Source organism: Kitasatospora sp. SC0581, from assembly GCF_048159585.1.
In the GTDB taxonomy this organism is placed as follows: Bacteria; Actinomycetota; Actinomycetes; order Streptomycetales; family Streptomycetaceae; genus Kitasatospora.
Genome location: NZ_JBLRWA010000014.1, coordinates 109,192 through 126,324, shown reverse-complemented (window position 1 = coordinate 126,324; position 17,133 = coordinate 109,192). Strand labels below are relative to the sequence as shown.

Here is a 17,133-nt window from a genome sequence, read left to right as displayed (position 1 = left end):
CCCCGTGTCTCACGTAATAGGTCCATCGCAAGATAGACCATTACCCCGACACCCGCCCGCCCATTTTCCGCCCGCTACAGGATCGGCTCACACCCGATCGCCTGGCCGCCGGCGGTGAGGAACTGCTTCCAGGCCTCGTCGGAGGTGGAGAACAGGTGCCCCAGGTGCCTGATCGCGCCGATCCGGAAGTAGACGGGGCGACCGTGGCAGGTCACCACGATCTCGTCCCGGGGGAGGGACCCCACCCAGCGGGCACGGCCGAACGCCGGCCTGGTGTCCCGCTCGGTGGCCTCCGGCCGGAGCCGGGACTCGGTGGCGATGACGAGGGAAGAGGTGCTCCCGTGCGCATCCTCAGGCGTGATCTCGCAGGTCCACAGGGGATCGGATCCCACGGTCACGGCCTCCCTGTAGCGCTTGTCGGGCGAGCGCCGGACGGAGACCCCCGGCAGGCCGCAGACCGCGTCGCCGTCGAGCTCCCGCTCGGTGGCGGCCGGGGCCAGCTCGTGCAGGACGGGCAGCGGCGCCTTGCCGCAACCGCGCTGGTCCGCGATGCGGTCGGCCGCCGACACGGCGAGCCGGGCGAGCTTCAGGGGGTCGGGCTCCTTCCCGGAGTACGCGGTGACCCTGGCCCAGAGCCCGTTGGGGCAGCCCTCGGGGAGCAGTGCCCACGCCTCGTCGCCACGGACGGCGCCGACCGCGCCGCCGTTCGCCGAGGCGGCGAACGTCCGGGCGCCGGGAGGGATCGGGAGGTGGAACACGTCCTTGCTCTCGCCGAGGGACACCCGGATGTTCCGGTCGTCGCCGAACATCCCGCCGGCCACCTGCACGGTGCAGACCGCCGTGCCGCGGCTGACGTTCCCCTCGTACGGCTCCGCGCTGACCTTGCCCGACCCGAGCGCTTCGTTCACCGCCCGTGAGCTCACCACCTCGTCGCACACGCTGTCCGGCCCGAACCTGTTGGTCATGTCGTCCGCCAGCAGCGCCCACCCGGCGACCCCCAGCCCGACCGCCGCCACTGCCATGACCCCGGCCCGCACCCGCAGCCCCCGCGTGGTGAACCCCCGCCGGTCGAGCGCCGCGTCCATCCGCCCGACCGGGCCGTTGGCGGAGCCGTTCTTGTCTTCCATGGTGTGTCGTTCCCTGGTTGCTGCTCGGTCGGTCGGATTCAGGCGTGCTCCTGCGGGCGGCCGGTCGTCAACCGGCCGCCCGCAGGAGGGGAGGCGTCACAGGATCGGCTCACAACCGATCGCCTTGCCACCGGCGGTGAGGAACTGTTCCCAGGTCGTCTTGCCGATGAGGTCCCGGAAACCGTCCACTTCGAACCGGAAGCGGGTGGGCCGTCCCTGGCATGTCGCCATGACTTCGTGTTGCCCGACCCAGTGGGTTCGGCCGAAGGCCGGGCCGGGGTCGAGGGTCCACGGCTGGACGAGGCGCGGATCGGTGCCGATGGAGAAGGTGATCGCGGACCTGAGGTCCGCGTCCGAGTGGATCCTGCAGGCCCACAGCGGATCGGTCGCGTTGGTCACGGTCTCCTGATAGACGGGGCCACCGGGAGTGTCGGGCATCGTCAGCCCCGGCAGGCCGCAGACGGCGTCGCGGTTGAGGGGGCGGTCCGCACCCGCCGGGGTGAGCTCGCGCGGTGCGGGGAGCGGCGCCCCGCCGCAACCCTGTTGTGCCGCGACGCGGTTGGCCACCGCGGTCGCGAGCCCGGCGAGCTTCCGGGCGTCGGAGGACCGGGACTTGACGGTGGCCCGCTGCCCGTTGGCGCAGTCCTTCGGGAGCAGTGCGAAGCCGTACGACGACTTGTGCACGGCGCCGGCCGCGCCTCCGTTCGCCGAGGCGGCGAACAGCTGGGACTCCGCGTCGTACTTGAACCTGGCGAGGTCTCCGGCCTTGGGGAGCTCGATGACGGCGAACCGGTCGTTGCCGAAGATCCCGTTGCTCACCATCGCCGCACAGGACGCGCCGGGGGTGTCCAGCTTCCCGTCGCCGTACATCGTGGCGCTGACCTTGCCCCACCCGAGCGCGTCGTTCACCTCGTCCGCGCTCACCGCGCCGTCGCACACGACGTCCGGCCCGGACAAATTGGTCAGGTTGTCCGCCAGAAAAAATCCCGCCCCGGCCGTGACCGCCACCACCCCCGTCACGGCAACCAACGCCTGCACCCGCAGCGGCCGGGTGGTGAACCCCCGTCGGCCGGGCGCCGCATCGACGCGCCCGGCCAGGCCTGCGGTGGAGCCGTCAGGCCTGTCGTCGTCCTTGTTGTCCACGATGTGCTGTCCCCTGTGTGTTGCTCGGCCGACTGGATCGGTGCGGGCGGCCGGTTGGGAACCGGCCGCCCGCAGAGAGGTCAGAGGATCGGCTCGCAGCCGATCGCCTTGGCACCGGCGGTGAGGAACTGCTTCCAGGCGGAATCGCTGTCCGGTACGAGGTCCCGGAAGCCGTTGACTTCCATCCGGAAGTAGGTCGGCCGGCCCTGGCAAGTCGTTGTCATCTCGTCGGGCTTCACCCAGCGAGCTCGGCCGATCCCCGGTTCGTCCTTCGGGGTTGTCGCGGTCAGGAGGCGGGGCTCGGTGCCGACAGTGAAGGTGATCGAGGACCTCGGGTTCGCGTCCGAGTGGATGAGACAGGCCCACAGCGGGTCGGTCGCGGTGGTCACGGTCTCCCGGAAGGCCGGGCCGCCGGGGGTGGTGGGCATGGTGAGCCCGGGCAGACCGCAGACGGTGCTGCGGTCGAGGTCGCGGTCCTTTCCGGCATCGGAGAGTTGGTGCGGCGCGGGCGTGGGCGACGTGCCGCACCCCTGTTGTGACGCGATGCGGTCGGCCGTCGACGCGGCGAGTGCGGCGAGCTTCTCGGCCCCGGGCCGTTCACCGCGGTCCGCTCTGACGGTGACCCGCTGCCCACTGCCGCACGCCTCGGGAAGCAGTGCCCAGGCCCGGTGGTCGAAGGCCGCGCCGGACGCTCCACCGTTGGCCGAAGCGGCGAATAGCCGGGCCTCCGAGTCGTTCGCGACGACGGAGAGGTCGCTGTTCTTGCGCAGCTCCACGGTGACTGACCGTTCGTTGCCGAAGACCCCGGAACTCACCTTCGCCATGCAGAAGGCGGATCCGCTGCGCAAGTGCCCGTCGCCGAACGCCTGATCGCTGACCTTGCCCGGCCCGAGTACGTCGTTCAGCAAATCCGCGCTCACGGTACCGTCGCACACGCTGTCCGGTCCGAAGGCATTGGTCAGGTTGTCCGCGAGGAACACCCCGGCCCCGGCCACGACCGCCGTCACCGCCACCACGGCGACCGCCGCCCGTACCCGCAGCGGCCGGGTCGTGAACCCCCGCCGGTCGAGCGCCGCGTCCAGGCGCTCGCTGACGGTGTTCTCGTCGCCGGGCTGATCGGCGGCGTGCTGAGTCTTCTTCATCTCAGCGTCCACCCAGCGCATTGCGGTACGTCTGGTTGACGCCTGTCCCGTAGCTATCGGACACATCGTGCAGGAGCTTCTGGGGCACACCGGCAGTCGAAGCGATCTCCGCGTTGGTGAGACCGGCCTCTTCGGCCTTTGCGACGATCATCTGCTTCAGCTGGTTCTCTCCGGAATTGAACATCTTGGACAGGTCTGCCTGTGTCTCCTGGTCCTGCTTGCTGTTGAGCCCGTTCGCCCATTCCGACGTACCGACATCGACCATGCGCTGGACGAAGTCACCCACAACCGGTACGGGAGTCAGGGGCGTGCCGATGAGGTGGTAGTTCATCTTCGCTTGCCAGTTGTTCTGGAACACCACGTCGTCATGGTGACGGGTCATGACGTCCGACTGCGTGCCACTGAGCGCCCCCAGGACCTGGCCGGCCTCTCGCACATAGCCCTCGATACCGGGGTTGGGGTGCCCGGTTTGATCCATCCTGAAGGTGTCAGCGGGGTAGGCGTCGAGCCGCCGGGCCATTTCCTGGCTCTCGGCGTAGTGGATCGCCCTGAACGCCTCAGGGTCATCGGACACTCCTCGGATGACCCGGATGAGACGATCTCGGTCGATGACCAATCCGCTGGTCTCGGAGTGCCCGTTGACCTCCTTGCCGATGATCTCGTACGTGTCGGCCGCGTAGTCGGCGATCATGTTGCCGAACGGTCGGCGCAGTCCGACCGGGAGCTCGGTCACATGCCCGGCGGAGTCGCCCCCGAAGTGGGTGATCGTGTCGGACATGATGCGCGCCATCGCCGCGTCGTGCGGGCGGACGGGCGGCTGGTTGCCGTTCGGATCACGACCGGTGGTTGCGGCCTCCAAGGCGTCGCCGAACGCGCCGCGGGAGTTGTTGCGTGCGACCGGGTCCAACTGGTTGTGCTCGTAGCCCTGGTTGGGCCACTGGCGGGCTTTGAGCAGGTAGTCGAGGTTCTTGTTGGCTGCGGGGTCGAGGAAGTCCTTCGAGGCCTCGGGGTTGCGGCTCATGGCCTGCATGAGGTCCCGCATCGGATCGCCCTGGTGGCCAGTGGCGTTGCTCCAGTCCGGGCCCCACAAGTCCGCGCCCTTGAGCTTGCTGCCGCGCTCGTAGTCGACCAGGTCGGTGCCTACCTTGGTCAGGAAACCCTTGTCGAAGCTGCCCTTGGCGTTGAGCAGCGCCGTCAGCGCCGGGTAGTTGTCGTTGTATCCCGCCGCGGACCCCCCGGTGCGGCGGGCGGCGGCCAGCAGCCCGACCTCCCAGGCCTTGCCCATTCCGCCGTCGCGGGTGGCGCTGGCCAGCGCGACGGACAGGTTCTTGTAGACATCCTGGTAGCCCGCGGCGTTGTGGTTGCCGTGGGCGAGGCCGTCATAGACCTTGCTGTACTCCAGCAGGGCGTCGGGGCCGGTCTTTCCGCCGTAGTTGAGGCCGTTGAGCAGGGTGGTGGAGAAGTCCTTGTTCTCCGCGTTGGCGGCCATGAGGGCCTGCAGCTGCTTGAGCTGGTCGTCGGAGAGGCTGCCGGCCTTGGCCATGAGGTCCTTGGCCCGGTTGGCGTCGGCGACCGGGCCGCCACCGTAGGGGGTGGGGTTGAAGGACGTGGTGCTGGTACCGATGTCGCCCTGGAGTGCGACGCTTGCCCGTTGGTCTGCGGCGGCGGCCTTCTCGACGGCCTTCGTCAACCGGGCCGCGATGGCCTCCGCTTTGGCCCTCAGTCCTTGGGCCAGCTTCTCGCCATCGGTGTCGTTCCGAGCCTCCTTCGGCAGGGTCCAGTTGACCTGGCCGTCTGCGGAGACGGTCATGTTCTCGGTTTGCGCGTCATGGATGGCCGTGTCGAGGTCGCGCCGGGCGGCGGTGAAGTCCTCGGAGGCGGTCTTCATGATCGCGGCGAGGGCGGTGGCGACGGCAGAGGCCTGCTTGAAGTCGCCGTCCATGCCCTGCATGGCCGTCGTCGCCGCGTCGGCGGCATCGCCCTTCCAGCCGGCCCGCTGGGCGGTGCTGGTGAGGTCCTTGGTGACCCGGCCGTCCAGAGCGGTGAGGGCCTTGGCCACGCCGGCCCAGGCCTCCGCGGCGTCGCTGACCCCGGAGAAGTCGGCCTCGTGCAGTTCCTTGAAGGACACCATCTGTGCTTTCCCCTCTCCTGGCTAGCGGGTCGCGCCGAGGTCGGCGGCGGTCCTGGCCTCGTTGTCGCCGTAGAACCGTTGGGTCTTGTCGAGGTTCGCGGCGGTGCTGCCGAGCTTGTCGTGCAGGGTCTTGCACTGCTGCAGCCACCGTTCGGTGCTGCCGGTGAGGGCACCGCCGAAGGAGAAGCCCCGGATCTTGGTCGACGCGGTGCTCGCGTACTCGGTGAGGCTGTGCGCGCCGGGGCCGGCCTTGCCGTTGGCGCTGTCGAGGTCGGTGGCGATCTGCCGCGCTATTCCGGCCGAGGCGTTGAGCTCGTGCGGGGTGTCCAGCTGGGTGGTGCCGAGGGCGGGCGGGATCAGCACGGGGTTGACACCGTTGGGCGGGGCCGGATTGGAGTACGGCGACTTCGCCGCGTACGTGGACGCCGGGCCCGGTATCGGGTCCTTGGCCGGTGCGACCGGTCCGGTGACGAAGTTCGGGTTACCCATGCGCGCGGAATCCTCCCCAATCGGCAAAGCGGCCGCTCCCCTGCGGCATGACGACCGTACAGGGAGCCTCCGTCAGTGCACCGACCCACCCTCCGTGATTCCGTGGGCGCGGGGAGTGGCCGGGTTCACCGGGCCTGGGTCGAGGGGGAATTGGCGGCTCGGCGCGGGGGTGGAGGTCTTGTTACCGGCGGGTCGCTTGCCTATCATCCCGAGTGTGACAGCTTTACTGTCAAACCCGTCGGGAAGGGTTCAGCAGCCAGTGGGTGACGCGAGCAGGGCGCCGGAGGCCGGGGGGCCGTTGGCGGGTGTGCGGGTGGTGGAGCTCGCCGGGATCGGGCCGGGGCCGTTCGCGGCGATGCTGCTGGGGGACCTCGGTGCGGACGTGGTGCGGGTGGATCGGCCGGAGCCGTCGCCGCTCGGTACGGACCCGGCGTACGACCTCAGCAACCGCAACAAGCGTTCGGTGCTGATCGACCTGAAGTCCCCGGAGGGCCCCGGGCGGGTGCTGGACCTGGTCGAGCGGGCGGACCTGCTGATCGAGGGCTACCGGCCGGGCGTCGCGGAGCGGCTCGGGGTCGGCCCCGAGGCGTGCCTGGCGCGCAATCCGGCGCTGGTGTACGGGCGGATGACCGGCTGGGGGCAGCACGGCCCCCGGGCGGCGACGGCCGGGCACGACCTCGGGTACGCGGCGGTCGCCGGGGTGCTCGGGATGGTGGCGGCGCCGGGCGGGGCCGAGGAGGCCCCCGGTATCCCGGCCAACCTGCTGGGCGACTACGCGGGCGGCTCGCTCTACCTGGTCGTCGGCCTGCTCGCCGGGCTGCACCACGCCCGCGCCACCGGCGCCGGGCAGGTGGTCGACGCCGCGATCGTGGACGGCGCGGCGCACCTCGGCTCCATGCTGTGGGGCCTGCTCGCGGCCGGCCACTGGCAGGACCGCCGGGGCGTCAACCTGCTGGACGGCGGCGCGCCGTTCTACGCGGTGTACCGGGCGGCCGACGGCGGCCACCTGGCCGTCGGCGCGCTGGAGCCGCGCTTCTACGCGGAGTTCGCCCGGCTGCTGGAGCTGGGCCCGGACGCGCCCGGCCAGTACGACCCGGCCCGCTGGCCCGAACTCCGCGCCCTGATCGCCGCCCGCTTCGCCACCCGGACCAGGGCCGAGTGGGAGGCCGTCTTCGCGGGCTCCGACGCCTGCGTGGAGCCGGTCCTGACGATGCGTCAGGCATCGGCGGACGCCCACCTGTCGGCGCGCGGGACGTACGTCGAGGCGGACGGCGTCACCCAGCCGGCCCCCGCCCCGCGCTTCTCCGCCACGCCGGGCGCCCTGCGCCGCCCGCCGGCCCGGCCGGGCTCGGACACCGCCGAGGTGGCCCGCGACTGGGGCGTCCCCGCCCTCGATCCTGACGTACCGGTCCCAGGGGCCGGCGGCACCTTCCCCAACTCCACGGCAGAGCAAGGAGAGTAGCGTTGCAGCGCGAGATCTTCACCGAGCAGCACGACGACTTCCGGGCCACCGTGCGGGCCTTCCTGGCCAAGGAGGTGCTGCCGCACTACGACCGCTGGGAGAAGGCCGGCATCGTCGACCGCTCCGCCTGGCTCGCGGCCGGCCGCCAGGGCCTGCTCGGCCTGGCCGTCCCCGAGGAGTACGGCGGTGGCGGCACCCCGGACTTCCGCTACGCCGCCGTACTGGCCGAGGAGTTCGCCCGGGCCGGCGCGTCCGGACTGGCGATTGGTCTGCACAACGACATCATCGGCCCGTACCTCACCTCGCTCGCCACCGAGGAGCAGAAGCGCCGCTGGCTGCCCGGGTTCTGCTCGGGCGAGCTGATCACCGCGATCGCGATGACCGAGCCCGGCACCGGCTCCGACCTCCAGGGCATCCGCACCCAGGCGGTCGACCAGGGGGACCACTTCCTGCTCAACGGTGCCAAGACCTTCATCTCCAACGGCATCCTCGCCGACCTGGTGATCGTGGTCGCCCGCACCACCCCCGAGGGCGGCGCCCACGGGCTGAGCCTGCTGGCCGTCGAGCGCGGCACGCCCGGTTTCGAGCGCGGCCGCAATCTCGACAAGATCGGCCAGAAGGCCCAGGACACCGCCGAGTTGTTCTTCGAGGACGTCCGGGTGCCGAAGGAGAACCTGATCGGCGAGCTCAACGGCGGCTTCGTCCACCTGATGCAGAACCTCGCCCAGGAGCGGCTCACCATCGCCGCCGCGGCGATCGCCGGCGCCGAGTACCTGGTCGAGATCACCACCGACTACGTCAAGCAGCGCGAGGCCTTCGGCCGTCCGCTCGCCAGGCTCCAGCACGTCCGCTTCGAGATCGCCGAACTGGCCACCGAGTGCGCCGTCACCCGCGCCTTCGTGGACCGCTGCATCACCGAGCACAACCGCTGGGCGCTCACCCCGGCGGACGCCTCGATGGCCAAGTGGTGGGCCACCGAACTGCAGAAGCGCACCGCCGACCGCTGTCTCCAACTGCACGGCGGCTACGGCTACATGAGCGAGTTCCCGGTCGCCCGGGCGTTCACCGACGGCCGCATCCAGACCATCTACGGCGGTACCACCGAGATCATGAAGGAGATCGTCGGCCGCTCCATCCTCGGCTGAGCGCCTCCGTCCTTCCGAGCCCCCAGAGTCCCCGCCCCGAACAAGTCCCCCGCCCCGAAAACCCGCTGAAAGGCGTTCCCACCGTGACCACCGAAGCGTACGTCTACGACGCGATCCGCACCCCGCGCGGCCGGGGCAAGGCCACCGGCTCGCTGCACGGCACCAAGCCGATCGACCTGGTCGTCGGCCTGATCCACGAACTGCGCGGCCGCTACCCCGGGTTGGACCCGGCCGCGATCGACGACATCGTGCTCGGCGTGGTCAGCCCGGTCGGCGACCAGGGCTCCGACATCGCCCGGATCGCGGCCATCGCGGCCGGCCTGCCCGACACCGTCGCCGGCGTCCAGGAGAACCGCTTCTGTGCCTCCGGCCTGGAAGCCGTCAACCTGGCCGCCGCCAAGGTCCGTTCCGGCTGGGAGGACCTGGTCCTGGCCGGCGGCGTGGAGTCGATGTCCCGGGTGAAGATGGCCTCCGACGGCGGCGCCTGGTTCGCCGACCCGATGACCGCGTACGAGACCAATTTCGCCCCGCAGGGCATCGGCGCCGACCTCATCGCCACCATCGAGGGCTTCTCCCGCACCGACGTGGACGCCTTCGCCGCCGAGTCCCAGGCCCGCGCCGCCAAGGCCCAGGCGGACGGCCTGTTCGACCGCTCGGTCGTCTCGGTGCGCGACCGCAACGGCCTGGTCGTGCTGGAGCGCGACGAGTTCATCCGCCCCGGCACCACCGTCGAGACCCTGGCCGGCCTCAAGCCGTCCTTCGCCGGCATCGGCGAGGCCGGCGGCTTCGACGCCGTCGCCCTCCAGAAGTACCACTGGGTCGAGGCCATCGACCACGTCCACCACGCGGGCAACTCCTCCGGCATCGTGGACGGCGCCGCACTGGTGGCCATCGGCAACCGCGAGGTCGGCGAGCGGTACGGGCTGCGGCCGCGCGCCCGGATCGTCTCCGCCGCCGTCTCCGGCTCCGAGCCGACCATCATGCTCACCGGCCCCGCCCCGGCCACCCGCAAGGCGCTCGCCAAGGCCGGGCTCACCGCCGCCGACATCGACCTGGTCGAGATCAACGAGGCCTTCGCCGCAGTCGCGCTCCGCTTCATCCGCGAACTCGGCTTCCGCCACGACCAGGTGAACGTCAACGGCGGCGCGATCGCGCTCGGCCACCCGCTCGGCGCCACCGGCGCGATGCTGCTCGGCACCGTGGTCGACGAACTGGAGCGGCGCGACCTGCGGTACGGCCTGATCACCCTCTGCGTGGGCGGCGGCATGGGCATCGCCACCATCGTCGAGCGCATCTGAGCCCACGCGTCGCCCGCCGCCTCCCTTCGTGGGACACGCTGCGCGTGGTACCTCCCTCTGCAGACCGGTAGACCTGGAGAACTTGATGAGCGACACCACCACCATCCGCTGGGAGCAGGACCAGGACGGCGTGGTCACCCTCGTCCTCGACGACCCCACCCAGTCCGTCAACACCATGAACGAGGCCTTCACCGCCGACTTCGAGACCGTCGTCGAGCGGCTCGCCGCCCTGGCCGCCGCGGACGCGCTGCGCGGCGTGGTGGTCGCCTCCGGCAAGAAGACCTTCTTCGCCGGGGGAGACCTGCGGATGCTCTCCGCCGCCCGACCCGAGGACGCCGAGGCCGTCTTCGAGAAGTCGATGCGGATCAAGCGCGCGCTGCGCACCCTGGAGACCCTCGGCAAGCCGGTCGTCGCCGCCGTCAACGGCAGTGCGCTCGGCGGCGGCCTGGAGCTCGCCCTCGCCTGCCACCACCGGATCGCGCTCGACACCCCGGCCAGCCGGATCGGCCTGCCCGAGGTCACCCTCGGCCTGCTGCCGGGCGGCGGCGGAGTGGTCCGTACGGTCCGGCTGTTCGGCATCACCGACGCCCTGCTGAAGTTCCTCCTCCAGGGCCGCCAGTACCGCCCGGCGCAGGCGCTGGAGCACGGACTGGTGCACGAACTGGTCGACACCCCGGAGGAGTTGACCGCCCGCGCGAAGGCCTGGATCGAGGCCAACCCGACCGCCGTCCAGCCCTGGGACGTCAAGGGCTACAAGATCCCCGGCGGCACCCCGGCCACCCCGGCCTTCGCCGCCAACCTGCCCGCCTTCCCGGCCAACCTGCGCAAGCAGCTCAACGGCGCGCCCTACCCGGCCCCGCGCAACGTCCTGGCCGCCGCGGTGGAGAGCGCCCAGGTGGACGTCGACACCGCGATGACGATCGAGGCCCGCTACTTCACCGAGCTGGCCTGCGGGCAGACCAGCAAGAACATGATCCAGGCGCTGTTCTTCGACATGCAGGCGGTCAACTCCGGCGCCGGACGCCCGAAGGGCGTCGAGAAGCGGCCGGTCCGCAAGGTCGCGGTGCTCGGCGCCGGGATGATGGGCGCGGGCATCGCCTACGCCTGCGCCAAGGCCGGCATCGAGGTCGTGCTCAAGGACGTCGGCATCGAGGCCGCCGAGCGCGGAAAGGCCTACTCCGAGGGGCTGTTGAACAAGGCCGTCGCGCGCGGGCGCTCCACCGAGGCCGACCGCGACGAGCTGCTGGCCCGGATCACCCCCACCGCCGAGACCGCCGACCTGGCCGGCTGCGACGTGGTGATCGAGGCGGTCTTCGAGAACACCGAGCTCAAGCACAAGGTGTTCCAGGAGATCGAGGGCGTGGTCGGCCCCGACACGCTGCTCTGCTCCAACACGTCCACCCTGCCGATCGGCCTGCTCGCCGAAGGCGTCGAGCGCCAGGGCGACTTCATCGGGCTGCACTTCTTCTCGCCGGTCGACAAGATGCGCCTGGTCGAGATCATCCGCGGCCCGCGCACCGGCGACGAGGCGCTGGCCCGCGCCTTCGACCTGGTCCGGCAGATCGACCGCACCCCGATCGTGGTCAACGACTCCCGCGGCTTCTTCACCTCGCGGGTGATCGGCCAGTTCCTCAACGAGGGCGTCGCCATGGTCGGCGAGGGCATCCACCCGTCCAGCATCGAGCAGGCCGCCGCCCAGGCCGGCTACCCGGCCAAGGTGCTCTCCCTGATGGACGAGCTGACCCTCACCCTGCCGCGCAAGATCCGCGACGAGTACCGGCGCTCGGTGGAGGCCGTCGGCGGCAGCTGGACGCCGCACCCGGCGGACGCGGTGGTCGACCGGATGGTCGACGAGTTCGGCCGCCCGGGGCGCAGCGGCGGCGCTGGCTTCTACGAGTACGGCGAGGACGGCAGGCGCGGGCGGCTCTGGCCGGGGCTGCTGGAGCACTTCTCCGGTGCTCGGGCCGGTGCTCCGGCCGGTGCTTCCGCGGATGCCTCGGGTGGCGCTCCCGCTGGTGCTCCGGGTGACGTTTCGTTCGAGGACCTCAAGGAGCGGATGCTGTTCAGCGAGGCGCTCGACTCGGTGCGCTGCCTGGAGGAGGGCGTGCTGACCTCGGTCGCCGACGCCAACGTGGGCTCGATCCTCGGCATCGGCTTCCCGGCCTGGACGGGCGGCGTATTCCAGTACATCAACGGGTACGAGGGCGGCCCGGCCGGCTTCGCGGCCCGCGCCCGCGAACTCGCCGCCGCGTACGGCGAGCGGTTCGCGCCGCCGGCGCTGCTGGAGCGGGTCGCGGCCGAGGGGCGGACCTTCACGGACTGACCGGTCGGCCTGCTGGCCTGTCGGCTTACCGATCTGCTGACCTGCTCGGACCTGGGTGAGGCCGTGGCCCGTACGGCCTCACCCGGGTTCCAGGCCCGACTCCAGGCTCGATTCCTGGCCCGACTCCCGGCTCAGCTCCTCGCCCAGTTCCTCCCGCAGCGAGCGCTGGAAGGCCGTGACCAGCGCCTGCGCCACCATTGGCTGGATGTGGTCCGTCAGCGCCCGCATCCGGGCCAGCTCGGCGGGCGCGGGCTCGCTCTCCCGGTACGGCTTCCACACCGTCTCGCGGAACAGCCGCTGCAACTCCCGTGCCGTCGCCCGGCTGTGCTCCAGCACCACCGCCCGGGCGGCCAGCAGCGTCTCCAATGGGATCGGCACGTCCAGGATCCGCACGCCCAGCGGCAGCAGCCCGGGATCCACCCGGAACACCTCCGGATCCCGCGTCCGCTCCAGCGCCCCCATCGCGGCGAGCCGCTCGACCTGCCCCTCCGTCAGACCCCGCCCGGCCCGCCGCTCCAGCTGCGCCCGGGTGACCTCCTCCGGGGTCTCCGGCGTCCACGACGCCACCAGCGCACGGTGGATCGCCAGGTCCAGCGGCGTACTGTCCTCCGGCAACCGCGCCAGGTACCGCTCGATCGCGGCCAGCGTCAGGCCCTGCCGCTGCAACTCCTCGATCAGCTCCAGCCGGTCCAGGTGAGCCGCCCCGTACAGACCCACCCGCCGCGGCCCCAGCTCCGGCGGCGGCAGCAGCCCCTTCGTCCCGTAGAACCGCACCGTCCGCACCGTCACCCCGGCCCGCGCCGCCAGCTCGTCCACCGTCAGCCGCACTCCGCCCCCCACCCCGCCGTGCTCCCCCATCCGCCGCCTCCCGCGCTGGCACACTCCTGCTGTGACAGCAGCAGTGTGACAGTGGTGGGCGGGCCGGTCCACCGATGCGGGCGGCGGGCGGCGGGCGGGCGGCAGGCGGGCGGCGGGGGTGTGCGGGAGTGCGGGCGCGTGCGGGCGCGTGCGGACGCGTGGGGGCGCTGACGCCGACGCCCCTGCCGTCCGCCGGGGGACCGGCTTCGGGCAGGGGCGTCGGGCAGGGGCGTCGGGAGTGGGGCGTCGGGGTTGCGGCGGTACCGGGGGTCAGGCGAGGGCGGCGTGGTGGCGGCGGGTGACCTCGGGGTGGGCCCTGGTGGAGCCCTTCCACTCGTTGAGGCCGAAGTCGGCGAAGAGTGGGTTGGCCGGGTCGGCGGTGGCGCCGGGGGCGTGGTGGGCGAGGGGGAAGTCCAGCGGCTCGATGTGGGCGTCGAGGCGGGGGTTGTAGAAGAACGGCACCGAGAAGCGCTCGCGGGCGCCGACCGGGCTCACCACGCGGTGGTTGGTGGCCTTGAGGTAACCGTCCGTGGCCACCTCCAGCAGCTCGCCGAGGTTGACGACGAAGGCGCCGTCGAGCGGCGGGACCTCGAGGAAGGTGCCGTCCGCGCGCTCAACCTGGAGGCCGCCGACGGTGTCCTGCAGCAGCAGGGTGATGAAGCCGTAGTCCTTGTGGGCGCCGACGCCCTGGCCGGCGCCGTCCGGGGCGGTGCCGGGGTAGCGGACCAGCTTGAGGCGCAGGTGGGGGTGGCCGGCGAAGGCCTCGTCGTAGAAGTCGGGGCGGGCGCCGATCGCGGCGAGGAGTTCGTGCAGCAGGCGGCGGGCGACCGCGCCGAGGTGGTCGATCCAGCCGAGCGCGGCGGTGCGCAGCTCGGGGAGGGCCTCGGGCCACTGGTTGGGCCCCTCCAGCCACCAGTACGGGGGCTCGCCGCTGCCGGGGACGTGCGGGGGCAGCTCGGCGCCGATGTCCAGCTGGTCGCGCCAGTCCTGGCTGCCGCCGGTGCGCTCGTCGCCGGTGCGGGTGTAGCCCCGGTAGTGGGGGGAGTTGAGGTTGCTCACGGCGAGCCGGTCGGCCTCGGGGAGGGCGAAGAAGGCACGCATGGCTCGGGCGAGCGCGGCCGTCTCCTCCGGGGTGACGCCGTGGCCGACCAGCTGGAAGAACCCGACGCCGGTGGCCGCGGCGCGGAGCTCGTCGTGCAGGCGGCGGCGATCGTCCGGGCTGCCGTCGGCGAGCGAGAGGTCGATCACCGGGAGGGCGTCCGCCGAGGGGGCTTCCGCCGAGGGGGAGCCGGTGCCGGTGCCGGTCTCGGATATGGGTGTGTACTGCTGCGTCATGTGTGACATCCGCTGGGTCTCGTCCCGGCTGGTCCCGGTGGTCGACCGGGGGCGGCCGGAGCTGTGCCTGGTGCGGCGGGTGCTCCGGGGCCGGGAGGTGGTGGCGGCCGGGCAGGGGTCGCCGTTGAGGGTGGGTGGCGCGAGGTTCAGCCGGAGCGTCGACAGGACATGGTCGTCACGCGGAGCAGGTCCACGTGGCGGCGGCGAACAAGGATGAGCACCCCACCAGCCTAATTGACCCGTTCTGCGGCAGGCGAGCCCCCTGCAGCGGAGGGCCACTCGCCATTTGTCGGTGATCTATCAAGTTGTGGGACGGTGGCGCCGGAGTGTGGGCGGTGGCGGCTCCTTTCGGGAGTCGTTCGGGAGTCGTTCAGGAGTTGTTGAGGTAGGCCAGGACGGCCAGGACCCGGCGGTTGTCGTCGTCGGAGGGCTGGAGGTCGAGCCGGACGAAGATCGACGCGGTGTGCTTGGCGACGGCCCGCTCGGTGATCACCAGCTGCTGGGCGATCGCCGCATTGGACCGGCCCTCCGCCATCAGTCCGAGCACCTGCCGCTCGCGCGGGGAGAGCGTGGAGACCGGGCCGGCCGAGGAGTTGTGGGTGAGCAGCCGGGTGATCACCTCCGGATCCATCGCGGTGCCGCCCTGGGCGACCCGCCGTACGGCGTCGATGAACTGGGTGCCGTCCATCACCCGGTCCTTGAGCAGGTAGCCGATCCCGCCGGTGCTGCCGGCCAGCAGCTCGCGGGCGTACAGCTGCTCCACGAACTGCGACAGCACCAGGACGGGCAGGCCCGGGTGGGCCTGACGGGCCGCCAGCGCCGCCCGCAGGCCCTCGTCGGTGAAGCTCGGGGGCAGCCGGACGTCCACCACGGCGATGTCGGGCCGGTCCGCGGCCACCGCGGCGAGCAGCTGCTCGCCGTCCTCCACCGCCGCGGTGACCTTCATGCCGTTGGCCTCCAGCAGCCGGGTCAGTCCGTCCCGGAGGAGGAAGAGGTCTTCGGCGATGACAACGCGCACGGGATCTCCAGGTTCACGATGGTCGGCCCACCGGGCGGGCTGCTGATCGCGAGCACCCCGTCGAAGGCGGCCAGTCGGCGTTCGGTTCCGCTGAGGCCGGTTCCCCGGGACGGCTCGGCGCCGCCGCGCCCGTCGTCGGTGACCGATATCCGCAGCAGCCCGTCACTGTGCCCTATCTCGATCCACACCCGCGAGGCCCCGGCGTGCTTCACCACGTTGGCCAGCAGCTCCGTCACCGCGAAGTAGGCGGCCGACTCCACCGGGGCGGGAGCCCGGCCGGGCAGGCCGCCGGTGAAGCCGACCGGCAGCGGCAGGTCCAGCGCCGTCGCCCGCACCGCGTCGGCCAGGCCGCGGTCGGCGAGCACCGGGGGGTGGATCCCGCGGACCAGGTCCCGCAGCTCGCCCAGCGCCTTCACCGAGGACAGCCGGGCCTCGGCCAGCAGCGGCCCGAGGGCGTCCGGGTCGTCCTTCAGCTGCTCGGCCACGGTCAGCAGCATGCCCAGTGCGACCAGCCGGGCCTGCGCCCCGTCGTGCAGGTCCCGCTCGATCCGGCGCAGCTCGGCCGCGCCGGCGTCGATGGTGTCCGCCCTGGTCCGCGCGAGATGGCTGACCTGGCGGGCCAGCTCGGCCCGGCGGGAGGGCCCGAGCAGGGCCCGGGCGGCCTTCTCGTGGATCCGCAGGGCCGGCGGGGCGGCCCACAGGACGGCCAACGGGGCGATGGTCAGGCCCATCGAGTAGACGACGCCCAGGGCGAAGAACGGTCCGTTCCGGCCGAAGACCTCCAGGGCGACCGGGGTCAGCACGACGATCGCGGCGGTGAGCAGCACGGTGGCGCCGGTGAGCAGCGTCCAGGCGAAGTCCCGCCAGGTCGCCGGGTCGGTGAGCCAGCCGCCGGCCCGCAGCCGCGGCCAGGCCCCGGCGCGGACCGGCCGGCGGTACGGCACCGGTATCGGCCGCCCGCTCCACTTCCCGACGGTGCGCCTGCTCTCCGTCGCGATCCAGCGGGTGCCGAACAGCCCGAGCACCAGCAGTGCGGGCGCCAGCCAGACCGAACCGGACCGGCCGCCCGGCGCCGCACCGCCGTAGAGGTGGGCCGCCATCAGCGCTATCGTCCCCGGAGCGAACAGCGCGGCGCCGACCGCCCGGCCGCCGCCCCCGGTGGCCCAGCAGAGCGCCCACAGGGCGACCGGTGCCATCGGCACCGCCAGGATCAGCGGCCCGCCCGGGGTGAAGTCCCCGGGCTCGTCCGGACCGAACAGCGCGGTGGCCAGCAGGACCGGCCCCGCCAGCAGTGCGAGGAACCCCGTCACGGCCAGCGTCACCGCGTACCAGGCGCGCACCCCGTCCGCACACGCCCGGCCGACCCGCAGGGCCAGTCCGTTCAGCACTCCCGCGTCCATGACGCGCCCCCTCTCCCTTGCGCGGCCCCGCCCGGAGGCCGCGGTGCCGCGGCCCGAAGCCGCGGTTCCGAAGCTGTCGTTCCGGGGCCCCGCGGACCCCGGTTCCGATCTTTCGCTGGGTCAGTCTGCCCGGCCGGGGCCCCTGGTGCTCTAGGCCTGAACACCCAGTTCGGGGTGTATCTGGATACACCCCGCAGAGGCCGTCCAGACGGCTGTCGGCACCCCGCCGCCGATTCGTAGCGTGATGTTCCGTCAGCCGGCC

13 protein-coding genes are annotated in these 17,133 nt (G+C 72.1%); 4 read left to right on the top strand and 9 right to left on the bottom strand.

Features of this window, described 5'->3' with window-relative positions; all coding sequences use genetic code 11:
- Positions 1–74: 74 nt before the first annotated feature.
- The 5 genes from ACLWS4_RS22060 to ACLWS4_RS22040 all read right to left on the bottom strand — a co-directional run bounded on the left by ACLWS4_RS22060 (position 75) and on the right by ACLWS4_RS22040 (position 6,032).
- On the bottom strand, positions 75–1,127 hold the full coding sequence (locus ACLWS4_RS22060) for a hypothetical protein (protein WP_416874992.1): 1,053 nt from the start codon (positions 1,125–1,127) through the stop codon (positions 75–77).
- A gap of 96 nt (positions 1,128–1,223) precedes the next feature.
- Positions 1,224–2,270 (bottom strand): hypothetical protein, encoded by a 1,047-nt coding sequence (locus tag ACLWS4_RS22055; RefSeq protein WP_416874991.1) that lies wholly within the window; start codon positions 2,268–2,270, stop codon positions 1,224–1,226.
- Positions 2,271–2,350: 80 nt separating this feature from the next.
- Positions 2,351–3,424 (bottom strand): hypothetical protein, encoded by a 1,074-nt coding sequence (locus ACLWS4_RS22050; RefSeq protein WP_380738487.1) that lies wholly within the window; start codon positions 3,422–3,424, stop codon positions 2,351–2,353.
- On the bottom strand, positions 3,414–5,543 hold the full coding sequence (locus ACLWS4_RS22045; RefSeq protein WP_416874990.1) for a hypothetical protein: 2,130 nt from the start codon (positions 5,541–5,543) through the stop codon (positions 3,414–3,416). The genes ACLWS4_RS22050 and ACLWS4_RS22045 overlap by 11 nt, the downstream gene beginning before the upstream one ends.
- A gap of 21 nt (positions 5,544–5,564) precedes the next feature.
- Positions 5,565–6,032, bottom strand: coding sequence for a hypothetical protein (locus ACLWS4_RS22040; protein ID WP_380738483.1), 468 nt, complete (start codon positions 6,030–6,032; stop codon positions 5,565–5,567).
- A 259-nt stretch (positions 6,033–6,291) separates the two neighbouring features.
- Here ACLWS4_RS22040 and ACLWS4_RS22035 point away from each other — a divergent pair, with 259 nt between their 5' ends.
- From ACLWS4_RS22035 to ACLWS4_RS22020, 4 genes are all read left to right on the top strand, one after another.
- Positions 6,292–7,494, top strand: a complete 1,203-nt coding sequence (locus tag ACLWS4_RS22035) for a CaiB/BaiF CoA transferase family protein (RefSeq protein ID WP_416874989.1) — start codon at positions 6,292–6,294, stop codon at positions 7,492–7,494.
- A 2-nt stretch (positions 7,495–7,496) separates the two neighbouring features.
- Positions 7,497–8,639, top strand: coding sequence for an acyl-CoA dehydrogenase family protein (locus ACLWS4_RS22030; RefSeq protein ID WP_049654671.1), 1,143 nt, complete (start codon positions 7,497–7,499; stop codon positions 8,637–8,639).
- Positions 8,640–8,722: 83 nt separating this feature from the next.
- Positions 8,723–9,937: an acetyl-CoA C-acetyltransferase gene (locus ACLWS4_RS22025; protein ID WP_416874988.1), complete on the top strand. Its 1,215-nt coding sequence runs from the start codon at positions 8,723–8,725 to the stop codon at positions 9,935–9,937.
- An 85-nt stretch (positions 9,938–10,022) separates the two neighbouring features.
- The gene (locus tag ACLWS4_RS22020) at positions 10,023–12,260 is read left to right on the top strand and encodes a 3-hydroxyacyl-CoA dehydrogenase NAD-binding domain-containing protein (RefSeq protein ID WP_416874987.1); all 2,238 of its coding nucleotides are present in this window, start codon (positions 10,023–10,025) and stop codon (positions 12,258–12,260) included.
- Between the two features lie 78 nt (positions 12,261–12,338).
- On the opposite strand, the gene ACLWS4_RS22015 is transcribed toward ACLWS4_RS22020, so the two are convergent.
- The 4 genes from ACLWS4_RS22015 to ACLWS4_RS22000 form a co-directional block, all read right to left on the bottom strand.
- Complete coding sequence (locus tag ACLWS4_RS22015; protein WP_416874986.1) at positions 12,339–13,118, bottom strand: MerR family transcriptional regulator; 780 nt, start codon at positions 13,116–13,118, stop codon at positions 12,339–12,341.
- A gap of 270 nt (positions 13,119–13,388) precedes the next feature.
- Positions 13,389–14,453, bottom strand: a complete 1,065-nt coding sequence (locus ACLWS4_RS22010) for an isopenicillin N synthase family dioxygenase (protein ID WP_416874985.1) — start codon at positions 14,451–14,453, stop codon at positions 13,389–13,391.
- Positions 14,454–14,823: 370 nt separating this feature from the next.
- Entirely contained in the window at positions 14,824–15,471 is a 648-nt protein-coding gene (locus tag ACLWS4_RS22005) for a response regulator (protein WP_049655241.1), read from the bottom strand.
- A complete protein-coding gene (locus ACLWS4_RS22000; protein ID WP_416874984.1) occupies positions 15,423–16,871 on the bottom strand; it encodes a histidine kinase in 1,449 nt (482 codons plus the stop codon). Before ACLWS4_RS22000 ends, ACLWS4_RS22005 begins: the two co-directional genes overlap by 49 nt.
- Positions 16,872–17,133 lie beyond the last annotated feature (262 nt).